We start from the raw sequence: 19,567 nt of genomic DNA, 5'->3' as shown, positions 1-19,567 counted from the left end.
GGGTCGACACGCAATCGTGATGGGCCGCGGCAACCGCGTAACAGTCGGCGCAACCGGCCGACCACCGGGCCGCTCGGTCCGTAGAGTCGCAGGTGACGCCGGAGCAGGTGGCGCCACGGCCGGGTTCCCGACCAGACGAAGGTGGTTCGATGAGTGGTCTGACGTGCGTGGTCACCGGCGCGACCGGATACATCGGAGGACGCCTGGCGCCCCGGCTCATCGCTCGCGGACACCAGGTGCGCGCCATCGCCCGCACCCCCGAGAAGCTGGCCGCTGCCCCGTGGGCGACGCCCGGGCGGGTGGTTCGCGGTGACCTGTCCGATCGTGCGTCACTCGACGCCGCGTTCGCCGGAGCAGATGTGGTGTACCACCTCGTCCATTCCATGGGGTTGTCCGAGGATTTCATGGCCGAGGAACGCGCGTCGGCGACCAACGTGGCGTTGGCGGCCCGCGAGGCCGGGGTGGCGCGCATCGTCTATCTGAGCGGCCTACACCCGCAGGGAGTCGAACTGTCCGATCACCTCACCTCCCGGGTGGAGGTGGGGGAGATCCTGATGGCCTCGGGCATCGCGACCATGGTCCTGCAGGCCGGGGTGGTCATCGGCAACGGCTCGGCGTCGTTCGAGTTGATCCGCCACCTCACCGACCGACTACCGGTGATGACCACGCCACGCTGGGTGCACAACAAGATTCAGCCGATCTCCATCCGCGACACCCTCCACTACCTGGTGGAGGCGGCGACATGTGAACTCCCCGAACGCAACCGCACCTGGGACATCGGTGGCCCCAACGTGTTCGAGTACGGCGAGATGATGCAGATCTACGCCGAGGCGGCCGGACTGCGTAAGCGTCAGATGGTGGTGTTGCCGTTCCTCACCCCCAGCCTGGCCAGCCGGTGGGTGTCCACGGTCACCCCGGTGCCCGGTGGGCTGGCGCGTCCGCTGATCGAGTCGCTGGCGTGTGACGCGGTGATGTCTGAACACGACATCGACGGCGTCATCGCACCGCCCGAGGGTGGATTGCAAACCTACCGTGAGGCTTTGACGGCCGCGCTGGATCGGGTGAAACGCGCCGACACCGACAAGAGCTGGAACAACGCCGAGGCCACCGTGTCGCCGGCCGAACCGCTGCCATCGGACCCGCCGTGGGCCGGGGAGGACGTGTTCACCGAGAACCGCTCGCAGGACACCACGGCGTCGGCGGCAGCGCTGTGGCGCGTCATCGAACAGATCGGTGGCGAAAACGGTTGGTACTCCCTGCCATTCGGTTGGACCGCCCGCGCCGCGATCGATCAGGTGGTGGGTGGACCGGGGCTGCGCAAACGCAAGTCGCCCGGCGGGCCGGCCGTCGGACAGCCACTGGACTGGTGGCGCGTGGAGGCCATCGAACCGGGAAAGATGTTGCGGCTACGGGCCGAGACGAAGATGCCGGGTACCGCCTGGTTGGAGCTGACGGTGGTGCCTACCGCAGCGGGGTCGCGGCTGCAGCAGCGCACCGTGTTCTACGCGCGCGGGCTGGCGGGTCTGGCCTACTGGTACGGCCAGCTGCCGCTGCATCGACTGGTGTTCGCCACCATGGTCCGCAACATCGTGAAAGAGGCTGAGAAGCAAAGAGATCCGGTCGGGTGAGTCAGCCGGTCCGGCGTGCGCGCAGCGATCGGGTGGCCAGTCGCCAGCCCACGCCTACGGCCACCACGATGCTGCCGGCCACGATGGCCGAGGTGGGCAGTGTGGCCACCAACAACACGCAGCCCGCCGCGCCGATCACCTGCAGCACCCGCGGATAGCGGCGGTTCGGTTGTTGCTGGGTGAACGCGGCCAGGTTGGCCACCAGGTAGTACAGCAGCACGCCGAACGACGAGAACCCGATGGCGGCACGAAGATCTACCGTCACCACCAGGACGCAGACCACCACTGCGACGGTGATCTCGGCGCGGTGAGGCACCTGATGACGCGGATTCACCGCAGCCAGGACCGGGGGCAGATCACCGGTGCGGGCCATCGCCAAGGTGGTGCGACCAACCCCGGCGATCAACGCCAGCAACGCTCCGAGCGCGGCCAGCCCGGCCCCGACCCGCACGATCGGGGCCAGCGCGTCGGCGCCGCCCGCGGTGGCCACATCGACCAGCGGGGCGCTGGATCGGGCCAGCGCGTCGGGACCCAGTACCCACAACGCGGTCACCGCGATCACCGTGTAGACCACCAACGTCATCCCCAACGCCACCACGATCGCACGAGGGATGGCACGGGCCGGATCGCGCACCTCCTCACCGAGGGTGGCGATGCGGGCGTATCCGGCGAAGGCGAAGAACAGCAGTCCTGCTGACTGCAGGACTGCATAGGCACCCACGTCGTGGGTCGGGTGTGCGGGGTGTGGGAGGGGTCCGGCCAGCAGACCGGCCACCACCACCAGCACCAACACCGCCAGCACCACCGTCACGATGACGCGGGTGAGGGTGGCGGTCCGGGTGATGCCAAAGCAGTTGACCACGGTCAGCGTCACCACCGCCATCACGGCCACCGGTCGCGCGGCGGCGTCGGGGACCAGATAGGTCACCGCGGTCAGGGCCATGGCCGCGCAGCTGGCCGTCTTGCCGATGACGAAGGTCCAGCCGGCCAGGAACCCGGCCCACTCGCCCAGTCGCTCGCGGCCGTACACGTAGGTGCCGCCGGATTCGGGGTATTGCGCGGCCAGCTGTGCCGAGGCGGTCGCGTTGCAGAACGCCACCACCGCAGCGATGGCCAGGCCGATCAGCAGGGCGGTCCCGGCGACGTCGGCGGCAGGGGCGAAGACGGCGAACACTCCCGCACCGATCATCGAGCCCAGCCCGATGACGACCGCATCGCCGGTGGACAGGCGTCGTGCCAGATTCGTCATCGGGTTCCTGTCATGACCAAGCCTGAGTCAGGTCGTCAGAGCGGGTGGGCCCTAGACGAGTACGCCCCGGTCGACGCGACGAAGATGTCATCGTGTCGCCGGGGCGAACGTCGGTCTGCTGTACCGGATCAGGCGCCGATGGAGGGCCCGAGCGTGGAGAACCAGGCTTCGTGGAGCCGGTTCTGCCAGTCGACCCAGAAGTGGACGCCCTTGGCGGTGATGTGCACCACGGGGTTGATGCCGTTGATCCGCAAGACCCCCACGTACTGCTGGCTGGCGATCGAGGCAGCGACCTCCAGCGGCACCAGTTGGGCGAACTTGGTGGGTTCCTTGGTGGGGTCGATGTTCGAGCCGCCGGACCCCGAGGAGATGTAGACCCGCTTGCCGCGCAGTCGAGCTGCGTTGAGACCGGGGTCGTTGGCCAGCCAACTGCCGCCGGGCCACACGCCCCACATGTTGTTCACGTCGCCACCGATCTGGCTGACGGCCACGCCGATGCCTTGGGCGAACCCGGGCTGGCTGGTCAGTGGGTAGCCACTGAACGAGGCGACGCCGCGGTAGAGGTTGGGGTGGCGGGTGGCCAGGTTGAGCGCCGAGGTGCCCGACATCGACAGGCCGGCGATCGCGTTGCGCACGCCGTCGCTGCCGTACTTCGCCTTCATCACGGCGGGCAGTTCGCGGGTCAGGAAGCTTTCCCACTTGGGCCACCCCAGTTTTGGATCCGGGCGCTGCCAGTCGGTGTAGAAGGTGCCTGCGCCGCCGAACGGCAGCACCACGTTGACGTTCTTGTTGGCGAAGAACGAGACGACGTCGGTGTTGATCAGCCAGCCACTGTTGTCGTTCGGGGCGCGCAGGCCGTCGAGCAGGTACAGGGTGGGCGCGTTGTTGCTGCCGTTGGCCGCGCGCAGGATCTTGACCGGGATGGTGCGCTTCATGGCCGCGGAGTAGACGCCGGTGGTGAAGTTCTGGGCCTGGGCCGGTGCGGCGGTGACCGCGGTGGTCAGCCCTGCGGTGCAGGCGGCGGCGACCAGGCCCGCAGCGATGCGTGTCCGCAGCGTTCGAATCGGCATTGATCGGGTCCTTTTGTTCTCACGGGTCAACGTCTCGAGCACAGTAACAGTCCGATAACCGTGAGGCCGACCTGAGAACCGGGACTGCAGCGTTCCCAGTGCAGGCCAGACCCCAGTTGCTTTAGTTAGCGCTATGCAACTAATGTCGGACGGGCCGCGCCCAGTCCGGCATGACGGAGGTGACCGCGTTGCCGTTCTTCGACCACGCCGAGCAGTCGGCATCGCTGGCGTACACGTCCATCGCCCGGATCCTGCGGGCCCTGCGAAGCCAGGCCGGAGCGCCCACGCTGAGCATGGGGTCCACCTCAGCCCTGTGGACGCTGGTCAATCAGCATCCGATGCGGATGTCGGAGCTTGCCCAACGCGAAGGCGTCGCGGTGCCGACGATGTCGCGGATCGTGGCCATTCTCGAGCGCAACGCCCTGGTGGTGCGCGAGGCCGACCCCAATGACCGCCGCGCCAGCCTGCTGACCCCCACCGACGAGGGCATCGATCTGGTCAACGGGACCACCTCGGCCCGGGTGAAGTTGATGGAAGAGGCGCTGGCTCAACTCGATCCGGCCGATCGGGCGGCCGCAGAGCGGTCGCTGGTGCTGCTGGCCGAGGTCATCACCAAGGATGCCCGCTCCCCACGTCTTCCACCGTGAGCCCTCCCACATCACCGCACACACCACCCACCGATCACGAAAGTCAGCCAATGGCACTCATGTCGCTTCGAACACCCCGCCGCCAGGCGCCGACCGCGGCTGAGCTGGGACCGCACTACAAGTGGATCGCGTTGTCCAACACCACCCTTGGGCTGTTGATCGCCACCATCAACTCCTCGATCGTGTTGATCGCGCTGCCCGACATCTTCAAGGGCATCAACCTCAACCCGTTGAAGCCGGAGAACACCAGCTACCTGTTGTGGATGATGACCGGGTTCCTGGTGGTCACCGCGGTGCTGGTGGTCAGCTTCGGTCGCCTCGGGGACATGTTCGGCCGGGCGCGGATGTACAACATCGGCTTCCTCATCTTCACCGTGTCGTCGGTGTTCCTGGCCATCACGTGGTTCGACGGAACCGCGGCCGCGTTGTGGCTCATCGGTTGGCGCGTGGTGCAGGGCATCGGCGGGGCGTTCCTGATGGCCAACTCCTCGGCCATCCTCACCGATGCGTTCCCGCCCGAGCAGCGCGGACTGGCGCTGGGCATCAACGGCGTGGCCGCCATCGGGGGGTCGTTCCTGGGTCTGCTGATCGGGGGCGTGTTGGCGCCCATCAACTGGCACCTGATCTTCCTGGTGTCGGTGCCCTTCGGGCTGGTGGGAACGGTCTGGGCCTATCTGAAGCTGCACGACACCGGTGTTCGCCGTAAGTCGACGATGGACTGGTGGGGCAACCTCACCTTCGGCCTGGGTCTGGTCGGGATCCTGGTGGGCATCACCTATGCCATTGCCCCCTACAAAGATTCGCAGATGGCGTGGGGTCGGCCGTTTGTGCTGTTCTGTCTCATCGGAGGTGCGGCACTGCTCGTCGTGTTCGCAGTGGTGGAGACCCGAGTGGCCAACCCGCTGTTCGATCTGTCGTTGTTCAACAACAGTTCGTTCCTGTTCGGCAACATCGCCAACTTCGCCGCCAACATCGGCCGAGGCGGTCTGCAGTTCATCCTGATCATCTGGCTGCAGGGGATCTGGTTGCCGCAGCACGGATACGACTATTCCCGCACGCCGCTGTGGGCCGGAATCTACATGGTGCCCATCACCATCGGGTTCCTGTTGACGGCGCCGGTGTCGGGTATGTTGTCCGATCGCCTGGGCACCAAGTACTTCACCACCATCGGATCGTTGATCACCGCGGGCACATTCTTCGCGTTGATCGCCATCCCGGTCGACTTCGCCTACCCGGTGTTCGCGATCATCCTGCTGATCAACGGCGTCGGCATGGGGCTGTTCATGTCGCCCAACCGTGCCGAGGTGATGAACAGCCTGCCCGCCCACGCACGCGGGTCGGGTGCAGGCATGATGACGACTTTCCAGAACGCCGCGATGGTCCTGTCGATCGGTGTGTTCTTCAGCCTGTTGATCGCCGGGTTGAGCACGCACCTACCCGCCGCTTTGCAGGGCGGGTTGACCGCCAACGGGGTGTCAGCGAGCAGTGCCTCTGAGGTCTCGAACCTGCCGACGGTGGCGGTCTTGTTCGCGGCGTTTCTCGGCTACAACCCGGTCAAGGAACTGCTCGGTGGGCAGATCAACGGACTGCCGGCGAGCGCCCAGGAAAATCTGACCGGGCTGAAGTTCTTCCCGCACTTGATCTCCGAGCCGTTCGCCGACGGGCTCAACGCAGCCTTCACCTTCGCCATCGTGTGCTGCTTGATCGCGGCCATCGCGTCGCTGTTCACCGGAAAAGACCGAGCGCAGACCCTGCGGTCACCGCACACCGAGACCGTCGGCGAGGAACTGGTGGCGGCCTCAGCGGGTCTCTCGGTGGGCGTCGATGTGGAGCGCACCGAAACCGATCAACCCCGTCGCACCTGACCCGGCTGCCGAAAACTGCCCTGTGGCGATGGATGGGGGGAATGGTCCCCCGGAGCTCTGGCTGGAAGCAGTTTTCAGCAGCGAACCCGGGCCGCTATTCGACGCCGATGGTCACCTCGGTCGACTTCACCAGCACGGTGGCCTTCTGTCCCACGGTCAACCCCAGGTCCTCGACGGCTTCCTTGGTGATGGACGAGACGACGGTCTGCTCGCCCCCGTCGAGTTTCACCTTCACCGTCGCCATCACCGAGCCCAGGTTGACCTCGATGATCTCGCCGGAGAGTTGGTTGCGGGTGGACAGTCGCATGGCACATGCCTTTCGTCGGGAACGTCGAGCGCCACGGTAACGACCGGCCACCGCGCCTGCCAGCAGGAACGCAGCCGCGAACGGGTCGCCGCCGCGGTGCCGCGCGTGCGGGTCGCAGCATCGTCGCCCGACGGGCACCACCCCGCGTCGCGCTCACCGGGTGTTGTCACGGACCATGGGGGAGACAACCCACGGCTTCGGCCGGATCACCGCACCTGGAGTACGTGATGCGCAGGACCCTGTACGGCCCCGACCACCTGGCGTTCGGCGAATCGGTCACCGAGTTCGTCGACCGCTACGTCAAGCCCCGACACCAGGCGATCATCGAGCAACGGTTCATCGACCGTGAGGTCTGGAAGCGGGCCGGGGAGTCGGGGTTCCTGGGCTTGGAGATCCCCGAGGTCTACGGCGGCTCCGAGGCCGGCGACTACCGGTTCAACGCGATGCTCACCGAGGTGCTCTCCGGGGTCAGCGCCGCCATCCCGTCGGCGTTCGGCATCCACGTCGACATCGTGGCCCCCTACCTGACCGAGCTGACCACCGAGGAACAGCGCTCGCGCTGGCTACCGGGGTTCTGCACCGGCGACATCGTCACCGCCATCGGCATGACCGAGCCCGCCGCCGGATCGGATCTGGCCGGCATCAAGACCACTGCCCGCCAGGAGGGCACCGACTGGGTCATCAACGGCTCGAAGACCTTCATCACCAACGGCTACAACGCCGACCTGGTGGTGGTGGCGGTCAAGACCTCGCCGGACAAGAAGGCCAAGGGCATCACCCTGTTCGCCGTCGAGAAGGGGATGCCCGGATTCGAACGGGGACGCAAGCTCGACAAGATCGGACAGCCCGAATCCGACACGGCAGAGCTGTTCTTCGAAGACGTCCGGGTGCCGGCGCACAACGTCATCGGTGAGGTGGACCGCGGCTTCATCCACATGATGACCTTCTTGCCGCAGGAGCGACTCAACTGCGCGGTGTCGAACCTGGCCCACGCCAAGGCATTGTTCGCCGAGACGCTGACGTACGTGAGCGATCGCAAGGCGTTCGGTCAGGCAATCGGATCGTTCCAGTTCAACAAGTTCACCATCGCCGAGGTGGCCACCAAGATCGACGTGACCCAGGCCTTCGTCGACGCCTGCGTGGACGCCCACGCCGACGGTGAACTCTCGGCCACCGACGCCGCCAAGGCCAAGTGGTGGACCGCCGAGATCCAGAACACCATCCTCGACACCTGCCTGCAGTTGCACGGCGGGTACGGCTACATGAACGAGTACCGCATCGCCCAGGCGTGGAAGGACGCGCGCGTGACCCGCATCTGGGCCGGGTCCAACGAGATCATGAAAGAGATCATCGGGCGCGATCTCGGGTTCTGATCTCTCTGCACGGCAACCCTTTTCGATCAGCAGCTACAAAGGAGTACCTGATGGCAGTTCTGGACATGTTCCGTCTCGACGGCAAGGTGGTCATCGTGACGGGGGCCTCGGCCGGCTTGGGTGTCGCGTTCGCGAAGGGGTTCGCCGAGGCGGGTGCAGCGGGGGTGGTGCTGGCGGCGCGCCGCGTCGACAAACTCGAGTCGACCGCGGAGTTGGTCCGCGCGGCCGGGGCCACACCACTGTCGGTGGCCACCGATGTCGCCGATCCCGTTGCGGTGCAGACGATGGTCGATGCCGCCATGGCCGAGTTCGGGCGCGTGGACGTGTTGATCAACAATGCAGGTGTCGGGACCGCCTACCCCGCCACCCGGGAGACCCCCGAGCAGTTCCGTGCGGTGATCGACATCAACCTCAACGGAAGTTATTGGGCTGCACAGGCTGTGGGCAAAGTGATGCAGCCGGGCAGTGCGATCGTCAACATCTCCAGCATCCTGGGGTTGACCACCGCCGGGTTGCCGCAGGCCGCCTACGCCGCGAGCAAGGCCGGTGTGATCGGTCTGACCCGCGACCTCGCCCAACAGTGGGGCACACGAAAAGGTATCCGCGTCAACGCAATCGCACCGGGATTCTTCGAGTCGGAGATGACCCAGCAGTACAAGGACGGCTACATGGAGTCCCAACAGCCCCGCCAGGTGTTGGGCCGTGGCGGCGATCCGGCTGAGCTGGCGGCCACCGCGGTGTGGCTGGCCTCGCCCGCCGGCGGATACGTGACTGGGCAGACCGTGGTCGTCGACGGCGGCGTCACCATCAATTGACCGCTCGGGCACCCCAGCTCGGTGGCGCAGTCCGCGAGAGGACTCCATGACAGACCAGCTCGGGCGTAGCGAGTTGCACTTCGCCGCGATGGACGGCACCGCGCAGCTCGTGCGCTCATTGATCGAGTCCGGCGACGACGCCAACGTTCGTGACGCCAACCTGTCCACGCCGCTGCACCTCGCGGCGCGGGAGGGCAACCTGGCCGCAGCAGCAGAGCTGCTCGCGTCGGGTGCGCACGTGGATGCTCAGAACGACGACGGCAACACCCCGCTGTGGAATGCGGTGTTCACCGCGACCGACGACGGCCGGGCGATCGCGCGGTTGTTGTTGCAGCATGGGGCCGATCCGCGGCACCGCAACGTCTTTCAGCGCACGCCGCAGTCGATCGTGGACAGTCTGTTCAGCGGCGAGCTCAAGGCCATCTTCGCGCCGTATTGACGCAGGAGTCAGTGCTCGAGATTCAGGCCAGACGCTGCTGACCTGTTGTGTGCGGAGTTACTAGCTTCGGTTCCTGAGTACTTGTTCGCTGCCGCGACCATCAAGTGGGAGTCCTTCGTCAATTCGCCGGTAAGCTTTCCGGAATGTGATCGAAGCTCCTTCACGGCCGTGACCAGTGCCTTCTTGGAGTCGCCAATCCAGCCTGCTTCGTGTGACTCTATGGCGTTGAATCCCTTTTCCGCAGCACCCGCCGCCATGGTGGCCTTGATCGCAACCTGATGTGCGGCAAGCCGAAGCTCGGCTACATCCACCAGCAGCGGCTTCTTGGGTTTGTCAGTCACTGTGGCCTTCCAGTTGGGTTCGTTGGGAGCCATCGCTACACTGACCCCGATCGGTCACCGGCAGTCGGTACGGTATGAGTGTGCGAGTGGAGTCGAGCATGGCCTCGCTGCAGATTTCCGATATCGCCAGGTGGGACGCCGTTGCAGTGGGTGCGGTGGCCGATGCATGCAAGGATCTGAGCAAGTTGTTCAGTGACGAGACCGATGATCTCGACCGCCTTCCGGTCTTCGAGACGTGGCGAGGGGATGCCGCAGATGCCGCTGCGGGCAAGTTCCGAAAATTGAAGAGCGATGCCGACAAATTCTTGAGTGGTCTCTTGATTGTAGGTGGCGCATCCGCATCTGCGAAGGATGCGATTGATGAATTACATCGGGAGTTGGCTGCGATTCGCGTAGATGCTGAGGCTGCTGGCTTGGAGATAATTGGTGAAACCAGTACGGTGCACATCGCGCCCACAACGGGTGGTCTGAACGACGAGAGAATCGCCGAACTAGACATCGCAATAGGGCAAATTGGTAATAGGATTGCGAAGTTGATAGAGAAGGCAGAGGCAACTGATAAGTCTCTCGCAATTGCACTGGGCAAGCTCGCGCCGCATACGAAGGATAGTGTGTGGTCGATCAATGGCGCAGACGCTGCTGGATATGCTGTTGGGGTCTTGAAGTCAGTGCAAACGGACATGCTGACCGAGTTTGGAAAAGAGCTTCTCAAGGGTTCAGGTAGCAAGACTCTCGCATGGCTTGACGATCTACATAGATTCATCCCGGTCAATCGCGTTGGCGTGATCGGAACCGTCGCGATGACTGTGCCTTCGATCATTTCAGACATGGGAAAGGGTGATGGATTTTTGGAAGCCACAACAAAGGAGGGCGCTGGTGCCGTAGCGGGAATCGCAGCCGGAATGGCCTCTGGTGCAGGTACTGGTGCGGTGCTGGGAACTTTCGTTCCAGCGCCAGGCGTGGCCACTGCTGCTGGCGTAGTCGTAGGCGCTGTTGTCGGTGGATTTGCCGCGTTGGCGACGACGAAATTCGTGGGGCAACTGTGGGACTGAACCGTGAGTCGCTGCCGCATGGCGATCGAAGGTGAATCGATGAAAATCGATGCAACGCGCATCAAGCGAGTTGAGGTTGTCGCGCACATCGAAGAACTCGGGTTCGGAGTCACCTCGCTTCCCCACGGCTGGTTACATTTGTCCAACACGCTCGGTATCCTGAAGTCAGGCGACATCTGGTCGGACCCGAGAGAATTTGACGTCAGCGAACGTAGAGAGTTGAACGCGGGAATTCAATTCAGATCTGTCGCCTTCGCGGTTGCATGGCTTATCGACGCTCCTGGGACTAGACTTCCCGATATTCTTGATTACATTTCTGACACAGGATCATCCGTTCCATCTTGGAGCCGTCGCGAAACGCTTATCGACCCGAATAATGCTCACGGTCTGATTCATCTAGGCACGTTATCCTCTCCCGAAGGAATGCTGGCATCCAATACCCATACGATAGTAGAGGAAAATCCGCATGGGCTCGCTGTCATACAGTTGGCGGTCACTGCGACGCAATATCACTTTCATTCCGCTGACAACGTTCTCTTGAAGCGCCAGTCCGATTGACGGGAGGTGTTCTAAGTGGGTAGATCTCGAAAGATTTCGCCATTCGCGGAAAAGGTACGTGTGCGGTGGACGAACTATGGCCGTACCGCGATCCGATCACCATCGGTACTCCTAGCGGGGGTCACTGGCTCGATCTTCATCGCACTTGTCAGCGCCTTCGTTGTTGCTGGCCTGTGGGCGGGAGTCCCGATTGCGTTGGGTTGTCTCACGTACTCGATCTCCTTTGCGATCCCAGCACGCCCGAGGTTGACGATCCGTTCCGACTCAGTTGAGATCGCGCGCCCTGTCTGGTGGCGTAGCCAGCCAGTTTATGCCAGCGTCGCCAGCACTCTCATTGGTGTGACCTTCGTGCTGAGCTGGACCTCAGGCGGCTCAGTGATCGTTGCCGGGCTGGGGCTGTTCTTGGTCGTCATCGGAATCCTCGGCGTGTGGGCGACGATGCGCAAGCATTCACCAATCGTGCTGACTGGCTCCGATATCCGTTTCGCCCGCGGCAGTGATCGATATGCGCTGAGTGAGCTGGAGATGACATTCAAGCAGGAGATGAACGTTCCTGCGTACGTGACCATCAAACGACCTGGAGATCCTGCGCGGAAGAACACAAGACACATCCAATATCGATTTTATGCAGTCAACGCGAACTCGTTCATGTCGGCAGTGGCTCAGATGCAGGAGTGGCGCGCGGATTCAGCCGAGTTCGACCCACGGGTGGTTGCGTCCATCTTGTCGTTGCCCGACCAGCCGATCGAGGTCGGCGAGACCGTCGAGGTCGAGGTTCAGCTTCCGCCGGTGTAGCGCCGTGGGTTCCGCGGAACGCGGGCTCGCGCGGTCGCAGACCGTGACACACCGGCCAGGCTGTGCGACCGATTGCACCCCGCACGTACACGCGGCGGCTGTTTCGCATTGGCAATGACCAGGTCTGTCCTGCGGTTGTTTGGTGACGCTTGACACGGTCCGGCCGAAGATTGCACCCTTGTTGGCATTGCGCCAACAAGGCGCAGTCACCGCCGACTACGAGGTAGCTGCCATGACTGCAATCGCCGAACGTCCCGCCGTCCCCACAGACTCCGCCGACGCCGAGCTCGCCGAGGTGGCGGCCCTGGCCCGCTCGTTCTTCGAGAAGGAGGTGGCGCCGCGACGTGAAGAGTTCGCCGCCGCCGGCCGACCGGCCCGCGAGGTCTACCGCCGCGCTGGTGAACTGGGCCTGCTGGGCATGTCCATCCCCGAGGAGTTCGGGGGTGGGGGCGGGGACTTCCGGCACGAGGCGGTGCTGTTCACCGAGCAGGTCCGTGCGGGCGACTCGTCACTGCAGCTCGGCGTGCACTGCGGCATCGTGCCCCACTACATCCTCGACTACGCCTCCGACGAGAAGAAGCGTGAGTGGCTGCCCAAGCTGTGCAGCGGCGAGTACATCGGCGCCATCGCCATGACCGAGCCCGGCACCGGCTCGGATCTGCAGAACATCTCCACCCGCGCGGTGCGTGAGGGTGACGAGTACGTGATCACCGGGGCCAAGACGTTCATCTCCAACGGGGCCAACTGCGACCTGTTGATCATCGCTGCCAAGACCGATCCCACCGCAGGTGCGCGCGGCATTTCGCTGTTGGTGGCCGAGGTGTCCGACGACACCCCCGGGTTCCACCGTGGCCGTGTGCTGCACAAGATCGGCCAAAAGGGGCAGGACACTGCGGAATTGATGTTCGACGGTCTGCGTGTGCCTGCCGCCAACATCCTCGGTGCCGAGGGCCAGGGCTTCATCCAGCTGATGCAGCAGCTCCCGCAGGAGCGACTGATCTGTGGTGTCGCAGCGGCCGCCCAGATCGACGCCGCAGTGACCGCGACCGTCCAGTACACCAAGGAGCGCAAGGCATTCGGTCGCACGCTCTTCGATCTGCAGAACACCAAGTTCGAGCTGGCCGAGTGCGCCACCCTGGGAAAGGTGGTCTCCGCCTTCGTCGATGACGCGCTGGCCAAGCACCTGCGCGGCGAACTCGATGTGCCCACCGCGGCCATGATCAAGTACTGGACCACCGACCGGCAGTTCGAGGTGGTTGACCGCTGCCTGCAGCTCTTCGGTGGCTACGGCTACATGGAGGAGTACCCCATCGCGCGGATGTTCACCGACAGTCGTATCGCCCGCATCTACGCCGGCTCCAACGAGGTCATGAAGGACCTCATCTCGCGGTCGCTGTAGACCTCAGCGCCTGCTGCCACCTGCCTTGCCTGATCGTCACCGACCTGACCGCAACGAAACCCATACGAGACTCGGGGGATAGACAACGATGACCACCCAGACCGCCACCACACTCGTCGAGGCGTTCCGCGCCACCGTCGCAGGCAGGCCCGGTGCCGTGGCCCTGCGTTCATCCGATGGAACGCGCACTTTCACCTGGCGCCAGTACGCCGATCAGGTCGACAAGATCGCGGCCGGGTTGGCCGGGCTGGGCGTCGGCCGTGGTGACACGGTGGCGCTGATGTTGACCAACCGCCCGGAGTTCAGCCTCATCGACACCGCGGCGATGCACCTGGGTGCGTTGCCGTTCTCGATCTACAACACCAGCTCGCCCGAACAGGTCGCGTACCTGTTGCAGCACTCCGATGCCTCGGTCGCGGTGGTCGAAGCACAGTTCGTGCCCACCGTGGTGGCCAGTGGGGTGAGCCTCAAACATCTCGTGGTGCTCGACGGTCCGGCCGATGGTGCCACCATCGCCTTCGAGGACCTGGCCACGGTTGCCCCAGCCGATTTCGATGTGGCCGCGGCCGGTGCCGCCGTCACCGCCGACGATCTGCTCACCCTCATTTACACCTCCGGCACCACCGGAACCCCCAAGGGTGTGGAGCTGACCCACGCCAACGTTCTCGCAGCCATCCGCTCGTTCAACGCGGTGGCAACCACGCTGGCCGGCGAGCGCACCATCTCCTACCTTCCTTCCGCTCACGTCGCCGACCGCCTGCTGTCGCACTACATGCCGATGCTCATCGGCGTGGAGGTCACCTACCTGGCCGACCCCAAGCAGATCGCCACCGTGCTGCCGCAGGTGCGTCCCAACCTCTGGCTGGGCGTGCCCCGCATCTGGGAGAAGATCAAGTTCGCCGTGGAGGCCAAGCTGGCCGCCGAGACCAGCCCGGTCAAGAAGAAGCTGGCCGAGCGGGCAATTGCGCTGGGCGTCAAGCGAGTTCGCAACGGCGGCAAGCTCTCGGCGTTGGACGAGGCGCAGTTCAAGCTGTTGGACAAGGTGGTGCTGTCCAAGGTGCGGGCGACCCTGGGCCTCGACGAACTCCGTTTCGGATTCTCCGGAGCGGCCCCGATCGCCGCTGACACCCTGGAATTCTTTGCTGCCCTTGGTATCACGATCGGGGAGGTGTGGGGTCTGTCGGAGACCTGCGCCGGCACCACCCTCAACCCGCCCGGTGCCATCCGGATCGGCACGGTCGGAAAGCCGGTCCCCGGTGTGGAACTGAAGCTGGCCGCCGACGGCGAGATCCTGGTGCGGGGACCCATGGTGATGCGCGGTTACCGCAAGGACCCGGAGAAGACCGCCGAGGTGCTCGATGCCGACGGCTGGTTCACCACCGGTGACATCGGGGTGATCGAGGCCGACGGCTACGTCCGCATCGTCGATCGCAAGAAGGACATGATCATCAACGCCAGCGGCAAGAACATGTCGCCCTCGGCCATCGAGAACACCCTCAAGACCGATCTGCCGTTGGCGCAGGCCGTGGTCTTGGTGGGCGATGCCAAGCCCTACAACGTCGCCCTCATCTCCCTCGATGCCGAGGCCGCCGCAGCGGTGGCCGCCGCCGCCGGCCGCACCGTGACCGACCCGGCTGATCTTGCCGCCGATCCGGCCGTCGTGGCCGCAGTGGCCGCCGGCGTGGCTGCGGGCAACTCCCGGCTCTCGCGGGTGGAGCAGGTCAAAAAGCACGTCATCGTGCCCGAGGCGTGGTTGCCTGGCGGCAACGAGCTGACCCCCACCCTGAAGGTGCGGCGCAAGCCGGTGGAGACGGCCTACGCCGACACCATCGAAAGCCTCTACGCCTGAGCGTATTCGGCCCACACGGCCGGCGCCCCCGTTCGACCAGCAGGAGAGTTCCGTCATGACCGAAGCCTTCATCTACGACGCCGTACGTACCCCCCGTGGCCGCGGCAAGTCCAGCGGTGCTCTACACACGGTCAAACCGATCGATTTGGTCGGGAACCTGGTGCGCGACCTGCTGGCTCGCCAATCGCAGCTCGATCCGGCGCTGATCGACGACATCGTGCTGGGTGTGGTCTCGCCGGTGGGTGATCAGGGCTGCGACATCGCCCGCACCGCGGCAATGGTGGCCGGTCTGCCGGATTCGGTTGCCGGAGTGCAGCTCAACCGCTTCTGCGGCTCCGGGTTGGAGGCAGTGAACACCGCCGCGCAGCGGGTGCGGTCGGGGTTCGACCAGTTGATCGTCGCCGGCGGTGTGGAGTCGATGTCCCGGGTGCCACTCGGAGCCGACGGGGGTGCCTGGCCGGCGGACCCGAAGACCAACTACGACACCTACTTCATCCCCCAGGGCATCAGTGCCGACCTGATCGCCACCGTCGAGGGTTTCACCCGTGATGACGTCGACGCCTACGCGGTGCGCAGCCAGCAGCGGGCGGCCGCCGCCTGGTCGGGTGGGTTTTTTGCCAAATCCGTTCTGCCCGTGCGGGACATCAACGGATTCACCCTCCTCGACCACGACGAGCTGATGCGTCCGCAGACCACCACCGCCGACCTGGGTGCGCTGTCACCGTCGTTCGCCGACATGGGCAAGCTCGCCGGATTCGATGCGGTGGCGCTGCAGAAGTTCCACTTCATCGAACGCATCGAGCACATCCATCACGCCGGGAACTCCTCGGGCATCGTCGACGGATCGGCGTTGGTGCTCGTCGGGTCGGAGCAGGCGGGAGCCGCCGGCGGTCTCACCCCGCGTGGTCGCGTGGTGGCCACGGCGGTGTCGGGATCCGACCCGACCCTGATGCTCACCGGACCGGTGCCCGCATCGGAGAAGGTGCTGCGCGCTGCAGGTCTCACCGTCGACGACATCGCGATCTTCGAGGTGAACGAGGCGTTCGCCTCGGTGGTGTTGAACTACCAGAAGAAGCTCGGCATCGGCGACGACCGGGTCAACGTCAACGGCGGCGCCATCGCCATGGGTCACCCGCTCGGCGCCACCGGAGCCATCCTCACCGGTATCGCCCTGGACGAGTTGGAGCGACGAGGTGAGCGCTACGCCCTGATCACCCTGTGCATCGGGGCCGGGATGGGTGTCGCCACCGTCATCGAACGACTCTGAGCCGCACGGCTGTTCGCGGCCGACCACACGACCCGATCCCTTCGACCCACCCCATCCGAGGACTCTGCACATGAGCGACACCGTGACGTCAGCACCGGCGCTGACCACACCCACCATCTCCGGCGTCATCGACGACGACCGCGTCCTGACCCTGACCATGGACGACCCGAGTCAGTCGGCCAACACGATGAACGAGCCCTTCGGTGTCTCGCTGGGTCAGACGCTGGACTGGTTGGAGGCCAACAAGGATGCCTACGTCGGGGTGGTGGTCACCTCGGCCAAGGATTCGTTCTTCTCCGGCGGCGACCTCGAACGCCTGATGAACGCCGGGCCGGGTGACGAGGAGAACATCGCCCGCGACCTCGACTACACCAAGTTGCAGTTCCGGCGCTTGGAGACCCTGGGTCGCCCGGTGGTGGCCGCGCTCAACGGCACGGCGCTCGGTGGCGGACTGGAGATCGCGCTGGCGTGTCATCACCGGATCGCCCTGTCGCGCAACGATGCCCGCTTCGGTCTGCCCGAGGTGACGTTGGGATTGCTGCCCGGTGCCGGTGGGGTGACCCGCACGGTCCGGATGCTGGGGTTGATGCCCGCACTGATGTCGGTGATCGGCCAGGGCCAGCGCCACCACCCGGCCAAGGCACTCGAGGTGGGCATCATCGACGCTCTCGTCGACAGCCCCGAGGAACTGCTCGCCACCGCCAAAGCCTGGGTCATGGCCAACCCGGATGCTGTGCAGCCGTGGGATCGCAAGGGATTTCGGATTCCCGGCGGCACTCCGTCCAGCCCGGCACTGATGGCGCAGCTGCCTGCGTTCGGAGCCACCGTGCGCAGCCAGACCAAGGGTGCCCCGATGCCTGCGCCGATCTCGGTGCTGGCGACTGCGGTGGAAGGCGCCGCACTCGATTTCGACAACGCCACCAAGGTGGAGACCCGCTACTGCACCGCACTCGCGTGTGGGCCGGTGTCGGGCAACCTGATCAAGGCGATGTTCTTCGACATGGGCGCCATCACCAAGGGTGCTTCCCGCCCGGCCGACGTCCCGCGCTTCACGCCCACCAAGGCGCTGGTGCTGGGCGCGGGCATGATGGGTTCGGCCATCGCATATGTGATCGCTTCCGCCGGGATTCCGGTTGTCCTGCGCGATGTTTCGGCTGAGGCTGCCGAGAAGGGCAAGGGCTACTCGGCGGCGCTGCTGGACAAGGCGGTGGCCAAGGGTCGTCGCACTGCCGATCAGCGCCAGGCACTGCTCGACCTCATCACCCCCACCGGTGACATCGCCGACGCGCAGGGGTGTGATCTGGTGGTCGAGGCGATCTTCGAAGATGTTGCGGTGAAACAGAATGCGTTCACCGAGGTGGAGAAGTACCTCGCCGACGATGCGCTGTTGTGCTCCAACACCTCCACCCTGCCCATCACCACCCTGGCCGAGGGCGTGCCGCGTCCGGCCGCGTTCATCGGCACCCACTTCTTCTCGCCCGTGGACAAGATGCCGCTGGTCGAGATCGTGGTGGGTGAGCAGACCGACGACGTGGCCCTGGCCCGTGCGTTCGACTTCGTGCGCGCGATCAAGAAGACGCCCATCGTCGTCAACGACAGCCACGGCTTCTTCACCACCCGCGTGATCGGTCAGTTCATGGACGAAGCCATCGCGCTGGTGGCCGAGGGTGTGCACCCGGCATCGGTGGAACAGGCTGCGCTGCAGGCGGGTTACCCGTCGGGCGCCCTGGCCCTGATGGACGAGATCTCCCTGACGCTGTCCCGCCACATCCGCGAGGGGATGGCCCAGGCCTTCGGCGACAAGTGGGTGCCCTCAGTCGGCTATCCGTTGGTGGATCGGATGATCGACGAGTTCGGTCGGCCCGGTCGCAAGGCCGGAGCCGGCTTCTACGCCTACGACGAATCCGGGCGTAAGGCCGGCATCTGGCCGGGGCTGATCGAGCACTACACCCGCGACGACCACGGGATCCCGTGGGAGGACATGGGTGAGCGCATGTTGATCGCCCAGACCCTGGACACGGTGCGGTGTCTGGACGCCGGTGTGTTGCGCACGGTGGCTGATGCCAACGTGGGGTCGATCCTCGGGATCGGTTTCCCCGCCTGGACCGGTGGAGTTCTGCAGTACGCCAACCAGTTCCGGGGTGGTTTGGCCGGATTCGTGGCTCGTGCCGATGAACTACACGCCCGCTATGGTGAGCGCTTTGCCGTGCCTGACTCTTTGCGGACCCGCGCCGCGGCCGACGAACGGTATCTGTGACCGCGTGGTGACCACCGATACCGAGGCACCCAGGTTCTCGCGGCTGGAACCTGATGAGCGTCGCACCCAGATCCTGCGGAGTGCGGTGCGGCTGTTCGCCAGTCAGCCCTACAGCAAGGTGTCGATGAGTGACGTGGCCGAGGCGGCCGGCGTCGCGCGTGGCTTGCTGCACCATTATTTCGGCGGTAAGCGTGGGCTGTACCTGGAAGTGTTGCGCTACATGGTGATCGTGCCGCCGCTGGACACCGTCACCCTGCCCAGTGGCTCCCTCGAGGAGCGGGTGTCGGGCTGTGTGCGGTGGCTGACCGGCGTCATCGAAGTACACGGTCACACCTGGGTCACCATGGTCGGCGGTACCGGGGCCGACGTGGAGGTGGACGCCATCCTCGACGAGGCCGACGATCTGGCCGCCAACCGGGTGCTCGAGGCGATCGCCTTCGCGGGGTCGGACTCCGAGCGGGCCGTCATGGTCGCCCACATCCGTGCCTTCGGTGGGTTGGTGAAGGCGGCCGGCCGGGAGTGGATGGAACGTCACAGCCTCACCAGGTCACAGGTCGAAGCCCTTCTCACCGAAACGCTGCTCGCGATAGTGCGGATGGCCCCACAATCAGACCGAGGTTCGACCATCTCGGCGTGAGCTCAAGCGCCCCAACTAA

18 protein-coding genes are annotated in these 19,567 nt (G+C 65.1%); 14 read left to right on the top strand and 4 right to left on the bottom strand.

Features of this window, described 5'->3' with window-relative positions:
• Positions 1 to 149: 149 nt before the first annotated feature.
• Complete coding sequence (locus KIK15_RS10885; protein ID WP_214244296.1) at positions 150 to 1,628, top strand: SDR family oxidoreductase; 1,479 nt, start codon at positions 150 to 152, stop codon at positions 1,626 to 1,628.
• 1 nt (position 1,629) lies between these two features.
• Here the strand turns inward: KIK15_RS10885 and KIK15_RS10880 are convergent, their stop codons facing one another.
• Positions 1,630 to 2,877 (bottom strand): APC family permease, encoded by a 1,248-nt coding sequence (locus KIK15_RS10880; RefSeq protein WP_214244295.1) that lies wholly within the window; start codon positions 2,875 to 2,877, stop codon positions 1,630 to 1,632.
• A gap of 128 nt (positions 2,878 to 3,005) precedes the next feature.
• The gene (locus KIK15_RS10875) at positions 3,006 to 3,947 is read right to left on the bottom strand and encodes an alpha/beta hydrolase family protein (RefSeq protein WP_214244294.1); all 942 of its coding nucleotides are present in this window, start codon (positions 3,945 to 3,947) and stop codon (positions 3,006 to 3,008) included.
• 170 nt (positions 3,948 to 4,117) lie between these two features.
• Here KIK15_RS10875 and KIK15_RS10870 point away from each other — a divergent pair, with 170 nt between their 5' ends.
• Positions 4,118 to 4,594, top strand: coding sequence for a MarR family winged helix-turn-helix transcriptional regulator (locus tag KIK15_RS10870; RefSeq protein WP_214244292.1), 477 nt, complete (start codon positions 4,118 to 4,120; stop codon positions 4,592 to 4,594).
• A 59-nt stretch (positions 4,595 to 4,653) separates the two neighbouring features.
• Complete coding sequence (locus tag KIK15_RS10865; protein ID WP_250324438.1) at positions 4,654 to 6,459, top strand: MFS transporter; 1,806 nt, start codon at positions 4,654 to 4,656, stop codon at positions 6,457 to 6,459.
• 94 nt (positions 6,460 to 6,553) lie between these two features.
• On the opposite strand, the gene KIK15_RS10860 is transcribed toward KIK15_RS10865, so the two are convergent.
• A complete protein-coding gene (locus KIK15_RS10860; protein WP_214244288.1) occupies positions 6,554 to 6,766 on the bottom strand; it encodes a molybdopterin-binding protein in 213 nt (70 codons plus the stop codon).
• Between the two features lie 227 nt (positions 6,767 to 6,993).
• On the opposite strand from KIK15_RS10860, the gene KIK15_RS10855 reads away from it, so the two are divergent.
• From KIK15_RS10855 to KIK15_RS10845, 3 genes are read left to right on the top strand one after another with little or no spacing between them, the layout of a single operon-like run.
• The gene (locus KIK15_RS10855) at positions 6,994 to 8,139 is read left to right on the top strand and encodes an acyl-CoA dehydrogenase family protein (RefSeq protein WP_214244286.1); all 1,146 of its coding nucleotides are present in this window, start codon (positions 6,994 to 6,996) and stop codon (positions 8,137 to 8,139) included.
• Between the two features lie 50 nt (positions 8,140 to 8,189).
• Positions 8,190 to 8,954, top strand: coding sequence for an SDR family NAD(P)-dependent oxidoreductase (locus KIK15_RS10850; RefSeq protein WP_214244284.1), 765 nt, complete (start codon positions 8,190 to 8,192; stop codon positions 8,952 to 8,954).
• Positions 8,955 to 9,000: 46 nt separating this feature from the next.
• A complete protein-coding gene (locus KIK15_RS10845; protein WP_214244282.1) occupies positions 9,001 to 9,393 on the top strand; it encodes an ankyrin repeat domain-containing protein in 393 nt (130 codons plus the stop codon).
• 8 nt (positions 9,394 to 9,401) lie between these two features.
• Here the strand turns inward: KIK15_RS10845 and KIK15_RS10840 are convergent, their stop codons facing one another.
• Positions 9,402 to 9,734 (bottom strand): hypothetical protein, encoded by a 333-nt coding sequence (locus KIK15_RS10840; protein ID WP_214244280.1) that lies wholly within the window; start codon positions 9,732 to 9,734, stop codon positions 9,402 to 9,404.
• Positions 9,735 to 9,832: 98 nt separating this feature from the next.
• Between KIK15_RS10840 and KIK15_RS10835 the strand changes: the two genes are divergently transcribed.
• From KIK15_RS10835 to KIK15_RS10800, 8 genes are all read left to right on the top strand, one after another.
• Positions 9,833 to 10,786, top strand: coding sequence for a hypothetical protein (locus KIK15_RS10835; RefSeq protein ID WP_214244279.1), 954 nt, complete (start codon positions 9,833 to 9,835; stop codon positions 10,784 to 10,786).
• A gap of 39 nt (positions 10,787 to 10,825) precedes the next feature.
• Complete coding sequence (locus KIK15_RS10830) at positions 10,826 to 11,344, top strand: hypothetical protein (protein WP_214244277.1); 519 nt, start codon at positions 10,826 to 10,828, stop codon at positions 11,342 to 11,344.
• 339 nt (positions 11,345 to 11,683) lie between these two features.
• Complete coding sequence (locus tag KIK15_RS10825) at positions 11,684 to 12,139, top strand: hypothetical protein (RefSeq protein ID WP_214244275.1); 456 nt, start codon at positions 11,684 to 11,686, stop codon at positions 12,137 to 12,139.
• Between the two features lie 232 nt (positions 12,140 to 12,371).
• Positions 12,372 to 13,538, top strand: a complete 1,167-nt coding sequence (locus tag KIK15_RS10820; RefSeq protein WP_214244273.1) for an acyl-CoA dehydrogenase family protein — start codon at positions 12,372 to 12,374, stop codon at positions 13,536 to 13,538.
• An 88-nt stretch (positions 13,539 to 13,626) separates the two neighbouring features.
• Positions 13,627 to 15,387: a long-chain fatty acid--CoA ligase gene (locus KIK15_RS10815; RefSeq protein WP_214244271.1), complete on the top strand. Its 1,761-nt coding sequence runs from the start codon at positions 13,627 to 13,629 to the stop codon at positions 15,385 to 15,387.
• A 55-nt stretch (positions 15,388 to 15,442) separates the two neighbouring features.
• A complete protein-coding gene (locus KIK15_RS10810; RefSeq protein ID WP_214244269.1) occupies positions 15,443 to 16,654 on the top strand; it encodes an acetyl-CoA C-acetyltransferase in 1,212 nt (403 codons plus the stop codon).
• A 70-nt stretch (positions 16,655 to 16,724) separates the two neighbouring features.
• Positions 16,725 to 18,911: a 3-hydroxyacyl-CoA dehydrogenase NAD-binding domain-containing protein gene (locus KIK15_RS10805; protein ID WP_214244267.1), complete on the top strand. Its 2,187-nt coding sequence runs from the start codon at positions 16,725 to 16,727 to the stop codon at positions 18,909 to 18,911.
• 4 nt (positions 18,912 to 18,915) lie between these two features.
• Entirely contained in the window at positions 18,916 to 19,548 is a 633-nt protein-coding gene (locus KIK15_RS10800) for a helix-turn-helix domain-containing protein (protein ID WP_307851833.1), read from the top strand.
• Positions 19,549 to 19,567 lie beyond the last annotated feature (19 nt).

The organism is Williamsia sp. CHRR-6, from assembly GCF_018474015.1.
Lineage (GTDB): Bacteria > Actinomycetota > Actinomycetes > Mycobacteriales > Mycobacteriaceae > Williamsia_A.
The sequence above is the reverse complement of the archived record's forward strand: the minus strand, read 5'-3'. Positions and strand labels throughout refer to the sequence as shown.